This window comes from Microbacterium sp. ZW T5_45 (genome assembly GCF_044987415.1).
Classification (GTDB): domain Bacteria; phylum Actinomycetota; class Actinomycetes; order Actinomycetales; family Microbacteriaceae; genus Microbacterium.
The window spans coordinates 14131-26348 of record NZ_JBJDRJ010000001.1 but is presented as its reverse complement, the minus strand read 5'-3'; the positions used below and the strand labels follow the sequence as shown (position 1 = coordinate 26348).

Annotated in this window: 11 protein-coding genes; 5 read left to right on the top strand and 6 right to left on the bottom strand. The window is 66.9% G+C overall.

Features of this window, described 5'->3' with window-relative positions; translation table 11 throughout:
* Nucleotides 1–403: 403 nt before the first annotated feature.
* The 5 genes from ACI3KS_RS00150 (at nucleotide 404) to ACI3KS_RS00130 (ending at nucleotide 6979) form a co-directional block, all read left to right on the top strand.
* The gene (locus ACI3KS_RS00150; protein WP_404913946.1) at nucleotides 404–1879 is read left to right on the top strand and encodes a lipopolysaccharide biosynthesis protein; all 1476 of its coding nucleotides are present in this window, start codon (nucleotides 404–406) and stop codon (nucleotides 1877–1879) included.
* Nucleotides 1880–1888: 9 nt separating this feature from the next.
* Entirely contained in the window at nucleotides 1889–2677 is a 789-nt protein-coding gene (locus ACI3KS_RS00145; protein WP_404913944.1) for a polysaccharide pyruvyl transferase family protein, read from the top strand.
* Between the two features lie 196 nt (nucleotides 2678–2873).
* Complete coding sequence (locus ACI3KS_RS00140) at nucleotides 2874–4271, top strand: UDP-glucose dehydrogenase family protein (protein WP_404913942.1); 1398 nt, start codon at nucleotides 2874–2876, stop codon at nucleotides 4269–4271.
* Between the two features lie 104 nt (nucleotides 4272–4375).
* Nucleotides 4376–6154 (top strand): DUF4012 domain-containing protein, encoded by a 1779-nt coding sequence (locus ACI3KS_RS00135; RefSeq protein WP_404913940.1) that lies wholly within the window; start codon nucleotides 4376–4378, stop codon nucleotides 6152–6154.
* Nucleotides 6155–6259: 105 nt separating this feature from the next.
* Nucleotides 6260–6979 carry a hypothetical protein gene (locus ACI3KS_RS00130; RefSeq protein ID WP_404913938.1) on the top strand — a complete coding sequence of 240 codons (720 nt, stop codon included), beginning with the start codon at nucleotides 6260–6262 and terminating at the stop codon, nucleotides 6977–6979.
* Between the two features lie 69 nt (nucleotides 6980–7048).
* Here the strand turns inward: ACI3KS_RS00130 and glmM are convergent, their stop codons facing one another.
* The 6 genes from glmM to truA all read right to left on the bottom strand — a co-directional run bounded on the left by glmM (nucleotide 7049) and on the right by truA (nucleotide 12175).
* Nucleotides 7049–8407 (bottom strand): phosphoglucosamine mutase, encoded by a 1359-nt coding sequence (gene glmM / locus ACI3KS_RS00125; RefSeq protein WP_404913936.1) that lies wholly within the window; start codon nucleotides 8405–8407, stop codon nucleotides 7049–7051.
* A gap of 14 nt (nucleotides 8408–8421) precedes the next feature.
* On the bottom strand, nucleotides 8422–8904 hold the full coding sequence (gene rpsI / locus ACI3KS_RS00120) for a 30S ribosomal protein S9 (protein ID WP_404913934.1): 483 nt from the start codon (nucleotides 8902–8904) through the stop codon (nucleotides 8422–8424).
* 27 nt (nucleotides 8905–8931) lie between these two features.
* Nucleotides 8932–9378 carry a 50S ribosomal protein L13 gene (rplM, locus tag ACI3KS_RS00115; RefSeq protein WP_404913932.1) on the bottom strand — a complete coding sequence of 149 codons (447 nt, stop codon included), beginning with the start codon at nucleotides 9376–9378 and terminating at the stop codon, nucleotides 8932–8934.
* A gap of 170 nt (nucleotides 9379–9548) precedes the next feature.
* Nucleotides 9549–10217: an endonuclease/exonuclease/phosphatase family protein gene (locus ACI3KS_RS00110; protein ID WP_404913930.1), complete on the bottom strand. Its 669-nt coding sequence runs from the start codon at nucleotides 10215–10217 to the stop codon at nucleotides 9549–9551.
* Between the two features lie 61 nt (nucleotides 10218–10278).
* A complete protein-coding gene (locus tag ACI3KS_RS00105; RefSeq protein WP_404913928.1) occupies nucleotides 10279–11160 on the bottom strand; it encodes a hypothetical protein in 882 nt (293 codons plus the stop codon).
* 169 nt (nucleotides 11161–11329) lie between these two features.
* The gene (gene truA / locus ACI3KS_RS00100) at nucleotides 11330–12175 is read right to left on the bottom strand and encodes a tRNA pseudouridine(38-40) synthase TruA (RefSeq protein WP_404913926.1); all 846 of its coding nucleotides are present in this window, start codon (nucleotides 12173–12175) and stop codon (nucleotides 11330–11332) included.
* Nucleotides 12176–12218: the final 43 nt, after the last annotated feature.

Genomic DNA, 12218 nt, shown 5'->3' with positions numbered 1-12218 from the left:
CGGGACGTCCGACCTCCCCTGAGCTGAAATCCAGACTGATCGCCACCCGTGACGTTCAACCAAACGTACATCTCGACCTTCGACACGTTCCGGATAGTTCGCTCCGCTCCTACATCGAAGGAGCCCGGCTGGTAGTGCTCCCCTACGCCAGATTCGAGAACTCGGGTGCGGCGCTGCTCGCGCTCGACCTTGGGACGCCGATTCTGGTGCCAGAAGGCCCCACGGCCTCACTACTTCAGTCCGATTTCGGTGAAGATTGGGTCCAGTTGTTCGCTCCGCCGTTGACGGCGGACGCCATAAGACATGCTCTGACGGCCACGGCAGCACGCGCCTTCCGCCCGATCGCTCCAGAACGGACTTGGGCAGAGCAGGCGACGGCACATATTCGCGCCTACCGATTGGCGTGGGAGGCTCACGTTGTCCCCGGAGGTGCGTCCTGAGCCTCGCCGGCGCGGCAGCTCGAGGCGGGTTCGCCACCCTGACCGCGCAACTGATCCGGGCCGCCATACAGTTTGCAAGTATTGCGGTACTCGCGCGCCTCCTCGACCAGACAGACTTTGGACTCGTCACGATGTCATTGGCAATCGTGGGAGTCGCTTCCGTCGTGAGTGATTTCGGTCTCTCCATGGCCGCGATCCAGTCACAGACGATCACGCACCAGCAGCGAAGCAATCTGTTCTGGACGAACGTCGGCATCGGCGTAGCGCTTTTCGCAGCCACGTTCTTCGCCGCACCGTGGATCTCTGATTTCTACGACCAGCCGGATGTTCTGCCGATTACGCAGGTGCTAGCCACCACATTCCTGCTTGGAGCGGTGTCCGCGCAGTTTCGCGCCGAGGCTACTGTTCGACTACGGTTCACCTGGCTTGCGGTCTCCGACATCGTTCCGCCCGCCGTGGCTTTGGTAGCCGCGGTCTTTCTCGCCTCGGCCGGAGCAGAATACTGGGCGCTCGTTGCGCAGCAGGTGATGGTTGCCGCGCTTACCCTTCTGATTCTCATCGCCGCTGCAAAGTGGGTGCCTGGACTGCCCCGCCGCGGGCACGGCATGAAGGCTCTGTACACGTTCGGCGCCAATTCCTTCGCCGTACAGACCCTCGCCTACGTCACGGGGAACATCGACTCAGTGCTAATCGGACGGACGTGGGGAGCTCAGCAACTCGGCATCTACGATCGGGCTTTCCGACTCTTCAGCCTCCCGTTGCAACAGATCGCCGCACCGATGACCCGTGTAGCCATGCCCGTGCTTTCCAAACTGCAGGACGACCCCAGATACGAGCCCTACCTTCTTCGCGCTCAGACGATGCTCGGATACACGTTCGCTGGCTCGCTCCTGCTCCTCGCGGGCTGCGCTGGACCAATAATCGACATACTGCTCGGCCCGGGATGGGAGTCCGCAAAACCCATCTTCGCGGCACTGGCAGTGGGGGGAGTTTTTCAAGGCATCGGTTACGTGTACTACTGGATTTTCCAGTCTCGCGCGCTTACTGGGGTGCAGCTGCGCTGGTCGATACTGACTCGATCACTCAGCATCGCACTCATGGTCATCGGCGTAACGTGGGGACCGATCGGAGTGGCAGTCGCATCCAGTATCGGACAGCTCCTGAATTGGTCGCTCCTGACTCTCTTTCCGGTGCGAGCGGCGAAAGTCAGGCGTCTTCCCCTGATCAAGGCAGCACTGCGCCCTATTGCCGTTTTCGGTCCGCTCTCGGTAGGGCTCTGGCTTCTCTCAGTGTTCCTGCTGCATGACGTTTCCGCCCCGCTTGAACTCTTCATTCTGGTCATCACAGCCTCGGCATACGCAGCGCTGTGCGCCGTCGTTCCCGCCGTTCGCGCAGACTATGCGAGCATCTGGGACTCCGCGAAGCGTCTGCGATCTTGAAAGGAACCCATGCCCGTAGAAGTCGTTCACTGGAATCCAGTTCGTCGTCGCTCTGGCGTCTTGGGCGCGGTACTCCCGAAGAAGCCTGTCAACAACTTCGGCGATCTCATCGGCCCTATCCTCGTCGCCCGTATCGCGGAAGAACTGCGCCTCGACGATCCGCGAGACAACCGACGTCTCGTGTCGGTGGGCTCGATCCTGCATCTCGCGCAAGCCGGTGATGTCGTATGGGGCGCCGGCGTCAACGGTAAGGAACTAGACACACCCCTCGCGGGCGGGCTCGATGTGCGCGCGGTTCGAGGGCCTCATACACGCGCAGTTCTGCAGGCTGAAGGGATCGATACGCCCGCCGTGTACGGAGACCCTGCGCTTCTCTGGTCGCGATTCTGGCCGCTTGCCGGGTATCGCGATGGCGTTTCGGAGGGCGATCTCACGGAGGTGACGGTCGTGCCCAACCTGCACGACTTCCGCGGACAGCGAGACGAGAGCATCGTCAGTCCGATCGGATCGCCCTTCGATGTGATCCGTCGGATCGCGATGAGTCGATTCGTCTGCGGGTCGTCGCTTCATGGAATCGTCATCGCGGAGTCGTTCGGCATTCCTGCGCGTCTGATATCGCCAGGAACAGAGCCCCGTTTCAAGTACGACGACTACTATGCCGGCACCGGACGACCCGGGTACCGAGCAGCTGAAAGCGTCGCTGAGGCACTCGACCTGGGCGGAGAGCCCCCGGCGGAGTATGACGAAGGCGAGCTCCTCACTGCCTTTCCTGTAGATCTGTGGGGTCACAGCAGGTGACCTACTGTCGAAGCTCGCACCTGTCTGTCAGTGCACTTCCTCCGAATGGCGTCAGCGCGAGGGGGCGTCACGCACGATCAGGGTGTGATAGGCCCAGTCTCGACGGCTCCAAGACGTCAGCGGTTCGTCCTCCCCGAGGCAGCTCGGCCCAATCACCGGAGCCCCGCCACCATACGCCCTTCAACAAGGAGCCCCAATGAAACTCTCCGTCATCGGCTGCGGCTACCTCGGTGCCGTCCACGCCGCCGCAATGGCATCCATCGGGCACGACGTCGTCGGCATCGACGTCAATGAGCGCAAGATCGAGGCGCTCTCGGCTGGCCAGGCACCGTTCTTCGAGCCGGGACTGCCTGAGCTGCTCACGCAGGGCGTCGCAGCGGGGAACCTCCGCTTCACGACCGACATGTCCGAGGCGCACGGTGCAGACGTGCACTTCGTCGGCGTCGGCACCCCGCAGCAGAAGGACGGCTACGCCGCAGACCTCACGTATGTGAACGCGGCGATCGACGGGCTTCTCCCCTATCTGCGGCCGGGCGACATCGTCGCGGGCAAGTCGACCGTTCCTGTGGGCACCGCCGCCGAACTCGCCCCGCGCGTCGAGGACGCCGGCGCCACGCTCGTGTGGAACCCGGAATTCCTGCGCGAAGGATGGGCCGTACAGGACACGATCGATCCCGACCGACTCGTGGTCGGAGTAGCGGGCCTCTCGGCAGGATCAGGGACCCAAGAAGAGAGCGGCTCAGGGAGTCAAGACGTTTCGTCTCGCTTCGCTCGCTCAACGACCGAGCGGGAGGACCCGGGCCAGCGGGCGGCGGAGATCCTACGCAGGGTCTACCACCCCGCCGTCGCCAAGGGAACGCCGTTCCTCGTCACCGACCTCGCCACGGCCGAACTCGTGAAGGTCGCGGCGAACGCGTTCCTCGCCACCAAGATCTCCTTCATCAACGCGATGGCCGAGATCGCCGAGGTCACCGGAGCCGATGTCACCCAGCTCGCCGACGCGATCGGTCACGACGTCCGCATCGGTCGCCGCTTCCTCGGGGCCGGGATCGGGTTCGGCGGCGGCTGCCTCCCCAAGGACATCCGTGCCTTCGCCGCCCGCGCCGAGGAGCTCGGCCGCAGCGAATCCGTCAGCTTCCTCCGCGAGGTCGATGCGATCAACCTCCGTCGCCGCGAACGCGCCGTGACTCTCGTCGTCGACGCCGTTCAGGGCGATATCGTCGGCAAGAAGGTCACGGTTCTCGGCGCCGCGTTCAAGCCGCACAGCGACGATATCCGCGACTCTCCTGCCCTCGACGCCGCCGTGCGACTGCGCGGACTCGGTGCCGACGTCACGGTCACAGACCCTGAGGCGATCGACAACGCACGCCGTCAGCATCCGCAGCTCAACTACGTCGACGACCGCGACGAAGCGCTGCGTGGTGCCGACGTCGTCCTCCTCGTCACCGAGTGGGACGAGTACCGCCGCCAGCTCTCCCCCGAACACGCTGCGTCGCTCACCGCCGGCCGCCTCGTCGTCGATGGACGCAACTGCCTCGACGCGTCCGCGTGGCGGGCTGCGGGATGGCAGTATTTCGGTATGGGGCGTCCCTGATCGCCGTTCCATCCGACGCGGAATCCGCCGAGTCGACTCCTCCCTGCACAGAACGGCGCCTCCCCCACAGATGAGTTCTTCCTCCATCACGACCGTCATCCGCCGTGTCTGACGCCACCGCCGAAAGCCCCGCCGCGCGTCGACGCCGGCGCGCGGGGCGCATCTCGGCATGGGTGCTCGGCGGCATCCTCGTGCTGTCGCTCGCGGCCCTAGCCTGGATCGGCATTCGCGCCGCACTCGCCTACCAGCACCTCGACGCGGCGAGAGCGGCGGCGACCGACGCCGGAACGGTGCTCGCCGACCCGGCATCCGCTCCTGAACTCATCGCCACGGTCTCGACGCACACGGCCGCAGCGCGTGATCTCACCGGCGACCCCGTCTGGGCGCTCGCCGAACAGCTCCCCTGGGTCGGCCCGCAGCTCTCGGCCGTCTCGACCGTGGCTGCGACTCTCGACGACGTCGCCACCACGGCACTCGTGCCGCTGTCCTCGGTCGCCGCGACGTTCTCGCTCGACAGCATCCGCCCCACCGACGGCGCGATCGATCTGGCCGCGTTCACCGAGCTCGAGAGTGCGGCATCCGCAGCAGCGACCGCGCTCGGCACGGCCGACAGCGACCTCGCTGGCATCGACCGGACCGCATTGCTCGGCCCGGTTTCCTCGGCCGTCGACCAGGTCGCCGAACTCGTGCACGACGCTTATGGCAGCGTCGACACCCTCAGCCGCACCGCGACCCTGCTGCCCGCCATGCTCGGACGCGACGACCCCCGCGACTATCTGATCGTCTTCCAGAACAACGCCGAATGGCGCTCACTCGGCGGCATCGTCGGCGCCATGGTGCTCGTGCACGCCGAGGGCGGGCGCGTCACGCTCGCCGACCAGGCATCGACCGGCGACTTCCCCACCTACGCAGAGCCGGTCGTCGAGCTCTCCGACGAGCAGATCCGCATCTTCGGCACGCAGCCCGCGACGTTCGTGCAGAACGTGACGCAGATCCCCGACTTCACCCGCGACGGCCCGATCATGCAGGCGATGTGGCAGCGTGAGAAGGGCATGACCGTCGACGGCGTGCTCTCGATCGACCCGGTGGCCCTGTCCTACCTGCTGCGGGCGACAGGACCCGTGACCCTCGGCAACGGCGTGCAGCTCACGTCCGACAACGCCGTGCAGGTGCTACTCAACCAGGTGTACATCGACTACGAGGATCCGCGGGTGCAGGACGCGATCTTCGCCTCGGCCGCCGCCGCCGTCTTCGACGCGATCACCGGCGGTCGTCTCGACCCGTCGGTCTTCGTGTCGGCCCTCGCGACGGCGGGCACGGAGAACCGCCTGCTGCTGTGGAATGCGGATGCCGAGGAGCAGGCGGTGCTCGACGGCACAGCCCTCCAGGGCTCGCTGGACACCGCCGAAGACGTCACGCAGTTCGGGATCTACGCCAACGACGCCACGAGCTCGAAGATGGATTTCTACATGCAGCTCGACAGCGGTGCTGCCTGGTGCGGCAGTGATGCGGCGCTCACGGTGACGTTGCGGAACACGGCTCCGGCAGACGCGGCGCAGTTGCCCGACTACCTCACCGGGGGTGGCACGCACGGCGTCCCGCCGGGCGAGGTCGAGACCATGGTCTACGTGTATCTCCCGGTCGACGGCGTGCTCACGTCGACGACCAGCACGCCGATGGCAGACACGACCGTCTTCGGAGGCGGAGAGGATGCCGGGAGGCAGGTTCTGACCTGGCGCACCCGACTCGCACCCGGCGAAGAGGTCACCCTCGACCTGCGCGTACGGGCGCCCCGCACCGAGACCATCGCTGTGCGCTCCACCCCGACTGTTCACGCACTTGTTACAGAGGGGTTTGCGCCCACCTGTGGAAATCCTGAATAATCAAGACGGAAGCGGCATATCGGAATTTCACATCCGTTCGATCGCGGCACTTTCTCACGACGCAGTCCCCCACACAGCGATCCACCACACGTTCCGGAGGGAACCATGAAGCACGCGATCATCAAGACCGCCGCCATCGCAGCCATCGCTGCCGCGGCGGTGCTGTCCGTGTCGACGTCGGCGATCGCCTACACGCCACCGGAGACCGGCGGCGTCAGCAACCCCAACGTCGAGCCCGGCGGCGCATTCGAGTTCACCGCACCGCCCGCCAACTTCCTCCCCGGAGAGACCGTCGCGATCTCGCTCACGGGCGAGAACGCCAGCGGCGCCTCTCTCGGCTTCGTGAAGTTCGCGGTCGAGACAGCGATCCTCGGCACGGTCACCGCGACCGACGGCGGTGGACTCGGCGGCGTCTCGATCCGACTCCCCGCGAACGCCTCCGGCCCCTACACCGTGCTCGCGACCTCACCGTCGAACCCGATCGGCGTCGCCGCATCGGTGAGCGCCGGCGACCCCGAGCCCACGGCGGACGCCGACGGCGGATCATCCACAAGCGCCGGCACCGCCGAGGGATCCGCTACCGCCTCCGGCACCGGCACGGCTGCGGGCACAGGGGGAACGGGCACCGCCGGCACGGCGAACGGCTCGAGCCCGGCCGACGGCGGCTCGGCAACGGCCCCCGTGGCCGACGGCCTCGCGACGACCGGCACCGACGGCGAGGCTCTTCTCGCGCTCTGGGTCGGCGGCGGCGCGCTCGCGCTCGTCGGCGGCGGCATCGCCGTTGCGTCGACCGTTCGACGCAACGCGAAGCGCAGCACGATCTGACAGTCCTTCCGACATGCAGAAGCGCCTCGGCCGGTGAACGGCTGAGGCGCTTCTACATGAGGCTGCTCGTCAGAGTGCGAGCTGCGTGCGCACCACGTCGGCGAGACGCTCGGCATAGGCATGCGCGGATTCCGCGTCCGCAGCCTCGACCATCACTCGCACGAGCGGCTCCGTGCCGGACTTGCGCAGCAGCACACGGCCGGTGTCGCCGAGTTCGGCCTCCACCGCGCGCACAGCAGCCTGCACGTCCTCGTTCGCGTCCACCGCGTCCTTGTCGACGCCGCGAACGTTGATGAGCACCTGCGGATACACGGTCATGACGGCGGCGAGCTCGGCGATCGTCTTGCCCTGGCGCGCCATCTCGGCGACCAGGTGCAGACCGGTGAGCAGACCGTCACCCGTGGTCGCGTACTCGCTCATGATCACGTGACCGGACTGCTCGCCGCCGAGGGCGTAGCCGCCGGCGTTCATGTCCTCGAGCACGTAGCGGTCGCCGACGGCGGTCTGCCGCACGATGATGCCATGCTCGCGCATGGCCACGTGAAGGCCGAGGTTGCTCATGACGGTGGCGACGAGCGTGTCATCGGTGAGTCGACCGCGCTCCTTCATCGACACCGCGAGGATCGCCATGATCTGGTCGCCGTCGATGACGTTGCCCTCGGCGTCGACCGCCAGGCAGCGGTCGGCGTCGCCGTCGTGCGCGATCCCGATGGCGGCGCCGAGCCGGACGACGGTCTCCGCGAGGTTGTCCAGGTGGGTCGATCCGACCCCGTCGTTGATGTTGAGCCCGTCGGGGTCCGCCCCGATGACGGTGACCTCGGCGCCAGCATCCCGGAATGTCTCCGGCGACACGCCTGCGGCCGCGCCATGCGCGCAGTCGAGCACCACGTGGATGCCGTCGAGACGATGCGGCAGCGAACCGAGAAGGTGCACCACGTAGCGGTCCTCCGCGTCCGCGAAGCGGATGATCCGCCCCACGCCCGCACCCGTCGGACGCAGCTTCTCACCGGCCATCGCGGCTTCGATGCGTTCCTCGACGATGTCGGGGAGCTTCACGCCGCCGCGGGCGAAGATCTTGATGCCGTTGTCGGGGGCGGCGTTGTGCGAGGCGGAGATCATCACGCCGAAGTCGGCGTCACGGTCGGCGACCAGGAACGCGAGAGCCGGCGTCGGGATGACGCCCGCCTCGAGCACGTCGACACCCGAGGAGGCGAGTCCTGCGGAGACGGCTGCAGTCAGGAAGTGCCCCGAGACGCGGGGGTCGCGGGCGACGACTGCGGTCAGGCGCTTGCCTTCGGCCTTGCGAGCCTCCGCAGTACGGCCCTGGCCCAGGACGACAGCAGTCGCCTGGGCCAGGGTGAGCGCAAGATCGGCGGTGAGGATGCCATTGGCGAGCCCCCGCACACCGTCCGTGCCAAAGATCGGCATCGGTCGGATGAACCTTAACGCTTGGAGTACTGAGGCGCCTTGCGGGCCTTCTTGAGACCGGCCTTCTTGCGCTCCTTGACGCGAGCGTCGCGCGAGAGGAATCCGGCCTTCTTCAGGGTCGGGCGGTTGTTCTCCGCGTCGATCTCGTTGAGCGCACGGGCGATGCCGAGACGCAGCGCGCCGGCCTGGCCGGAGTCGCCGCCGCCCGAGATGCGGGCGATGACGTCGTAGGCGCCGACGAGGTTGAGAGCCGTGAACGGGTCGTTGATCAGCTGCTGGTGCAGCTTGTTCGGGAAGTAGTCCTCCAGCGCACGGCCGTTGACCGTGATGGTGCCCGAACCGGGGATCAGACGCACGCGGGCGATGGCCTGCTTGCGACGACCCACGGCTGCGCCCGGGACGCTGAGGACGGGGCGGGGAGCCGCCTCGACCGTCTCGGTCTCGGGGGTCGACGTGGAGTAGTTCTGAGCTTCGGTGGTGTCCTGGATGTCAGCCACGAGTATGTCCTTAAGTCTTTAGGGCGCTTACTGCGCGACCTGGTCGAGGGTGTACGGCGTGGGCTGCTGGGCGGCGTGCGGGTGCTCGGCACCGACGTACACCTTGAGCTTCGCCAGCTGCTGACGGCCGAGGCTGTTCTTGGGGAGCATGCCACGGATGGCCTTCTCGACAGCGCGGGTGGGGTGCTTCTCGAGCAGCTCGGCGTAGTTGGTCGCCTTGAGTCCGCCCGGGTAGCCCGAGTGACGGTAGGCGATCTTCTTCTGGAGCTTCTGACCCGTGAGCGCGACCTTGTCAGCGTTCACGATGATGACGAAGTCACCCGAGTCGATGTGGTTGGCGAAGGTCGGCTTGTGCTTGCCACGCAGGAGTGCGGCGGCGTGCGATGCCAGACGGCCGAGAACGACGTCGGTGGCGTCGATGACGACCCAGTCGCGCTGGACTTCGCCAGCCTTGGGGGTGTAAGTGCGCGTCACGATAGTGCTGCTTTCTTGATCGAACGGAGGAGTTCGTGAATCCCGCTCCGGGGTGGTTCTTCTTCGACAGAAGAGAACACGCCAGTGGAGGGCTCACGTTCGTGGCACTCGGCAGTCGAGTACCAAAGAGACAGCTTACGTCATGCGGAGCCGGAACCCAAACCGTGCGGTCAGTCCAGGCGCGCGGTCACGAGGATGGGCCGATGATCGCTCGTGCCCTGAGGCAGGGTCGTGACGCGTTCGATCTCGAAGCCCGCGGATGTGGCGAAGTCGTAGTGCCCGCGGAAGACCCGGTAGCGCGTGTACGTGTGGTCGTCGCTGAGGGTCAGTGCGTACCCGTGCGCGCGCACCGCGTGCCCGAGGTTCTCCTTGAACACGGGGTAGTTGTAGTCGCCGACCATAAGTTGCGGCAGCCCTTCCCCGAGGGTCGCGAGTTCGGTGAGCGCCGCGCGGATCTGGTGCCGCCGTAACGAGTTCAGCGCGGTGAGGGGTGCGGCGTGGAACGACGCGACGATCAGGTCGCGTCCCTCGTCGATGTCATGCAGCCGAGCCCCGAGAACCCGCTCATGGGCGGGCTTGGCGATGCGGTCGTGCAGGGACTTCTTCAGTCCGATCGTCTTCACCCCGAGGATGCGGAACGTGCTCGTGCGGTAGTAGAGCGCGAGGCCGAGCCGGTTCCCCTGCGTCGCGTCCGCGAGCACCAGATCGCCGATCCGGTCGGGCAGTTCGACCACGTCGCACTCCTGCAGACACAGCACGTCGGGGTCGTGGGCGGTGACGAGCTGCACCAGCTCTCCTGCTGCGCGGTGCTTCCTGAGGTTGTACGAGATCACCTTCATGACAGGGCCACGCTACTCGCCGATTCTGTGCGGGGTCGAGGAATCAGTGTCCCTCGAGGACTCAGTCGTCATATCCCCAGCGGATGCCGAGCACGCCGGGGCCGAATCCATGTCGGGCCAGGTGCACCGACCCGGAGGCCACCGAGCGCATGGCCGAGGAGTAGTCGTCCTCGGTCTCCAGGTACTCCTCGCACCAGCTCGGGAGCGCATCGGGATGGAAATGCACCCAGATCAGGGTCTCGCGCGCGGCCCGCGAGGTCGCATGCCACGCGGACTGCCGGGGCGGATGCCCCGGAGGATAGGTCTCGGTGAACTCGAAGAGTGCGGTGCCCCCCGTCGTGATCGGCACGTCCAGCGCGATCACGAACCCGGAGAGCAGATGCCCCGGATGCAGGTACTCCCGGTCCAGTCGGCCTCCCACGACGTCACTGATGACGGACATCACGTCGGTCTCGACGGGTGTCGCATCGATGAGGGGGATCTCCGCGATCCGCCCTTTGGTGGCCTGCACGAGCGCCCGGGTCACCGTGTGGTCCACGGCGCCGTCACGGCCCACGTACACGACGTACTGCGTGGAGATGTCCCGCAGATGCTCCTGAGGCGCGGCTCCCAGAGCCTGCAGCGTCTCTTGAGCCTCGCGCTGAACGCGCTCCTCGTCGAAGGGCAGCTTCGGAGGTGCCACTGTGCCGAGACGTGTGGAGGGCCCGAGCTGGCTCGTGAGGTGTCCACGAGCGAGACCGAGACGATCCTCGATACCTTCCACGACGGCGAGGGACTGCGAGCCCTCCGGTTGCCGGTCCCCTGACCGCCAGTAACTGAGCGTCGCCATGGACACAGGATTGCCGTCTGCGAGCAACTGCTCCCGCAGCCGCCCCAGAGAGATCCCCCGCTCCGAGATCGCGAGCCGCAGAGCACTCGCGAACGCCGATCCTTCACCCGTCACGGTTCCCCTCACCTTGCGTGAACGCCCGTCTTCTAGAGTCAGCTTACGGACCAGTCGTCTCTCCTCTCCCCTCAGAGAGATGGTCCGAGACCGCGCGGCGGTGTCTGAGACCCCGCGCACGAACCGTTGCGGTCGCCTTCCTGGGGGTGGGCGACCGCAACGGTGACGTTCAGTCGTCGATCGAGCGGCGCGCGCGCGTCTGCTCTGCTCGTGCGGAGAGCAGCGCGTCCTCGGGATACCCGACCTCGGTGAGCGTGAGCCCCCGCGCGGCGAGCACCTTGAACTCGCTGGTGCGCGCCAGGGCATCCCGGAGCCGCACGACATCGGCCACGTCCAGACGCCCTTCCCCTACCGCCGCGCACGCGCCGACGAGAGCGCGCACCATGCTGTGGCAGAAGGCATCGGCTTTCAGCTCGGCGACGAGCACGCCGTCGGCGTCGCGCGTCCACCGGTACTCCAGGAGTGTGCGGATCGTCGTCGCCTCCTCGCGCGGCTTGCAGTAGGCGGCGAAGTCATGCAGACCGATGAGGGTCTGCGCGGCGGCATCCATCGCGTCGCCGTCGAGGTGCCCTCGATGCGTCGTCGTGTTCGCGCGGCGCAGCGGGTCGTAGCCTGTGGTCTCGTCGGCGAGGCGGTAGCGATAGCGCCGCCAGACGGCCGAGAATCGCGCGTCGAAGCCCTCCGGGGCGATCGATGAGCGCGTCACCGTCACATCCGGGTACGCACCGAGCACGCCGCGCATGCGCCCGGCGATCGACGCGGCCGGATCCTGCGCGGCCTTGCCGTGGCGCGATTCGACGCGAGTCCATTGCGCGTCATCGAGGTCGACGTGTGCGACCTGCCCGCTCGCGTGCACACCGGCATCGGTGCGCCCCGCGACGACGAACTGCACATCGGAGCCGACGATCCGCGCCAGGGCGCTCTCGAGTGTGCCCTGCACCGTGCGCAGCGTCGGCTGCTTGGCCCAGCCACGGAAGTGGGTGCCGTCGTAAGCGATGTCGAGCCGGATGCGCACGGAACCACACTAGGACAGCATCCGGACGGGCGGATGCCGTGCG

Excerpts from the sequence above, each read along its gene's own strand:
- ACI3KS_RS00140 (WP_404913942.1), top strand. The coding sequence starts at position 2,874 with ATGAAACTCTCCGTCATCGGCTGCGGCTACCTCGGTGCCGTCCACGCC.
- ACI3KS_RS00110 (WP_404913930.1), bottom strand. The coding sequence starts at position 10,217 with ATGAAGGTGATCTCGTACAACCTCAGGAAGCACCGCGCAGCAGGAGAG.
- ACI3KS_RS00145 (WP_404913944.1), top strand. The coding sequence starts at position 1,889 with ATGCCCGTAGAAGTCGTTCACTGGAATCCAGTTCGTCGTCGCTCTGGC.
- glmM (WP_404913936.1), bottom strand. The coding sequence starts at position 8,407 with ATGCCGATCTTTGGCACGGACGGTGTGCGGGGGCTCGCCAATGGCATC.
- ACI3KS_RS00130 (WP_404913938.1), top strand. The coding sequence starts at position 6,260 with ATGAAGCACGCGATCATCAAGACCGCCGCCATCGCAGCCATCGCTGCC.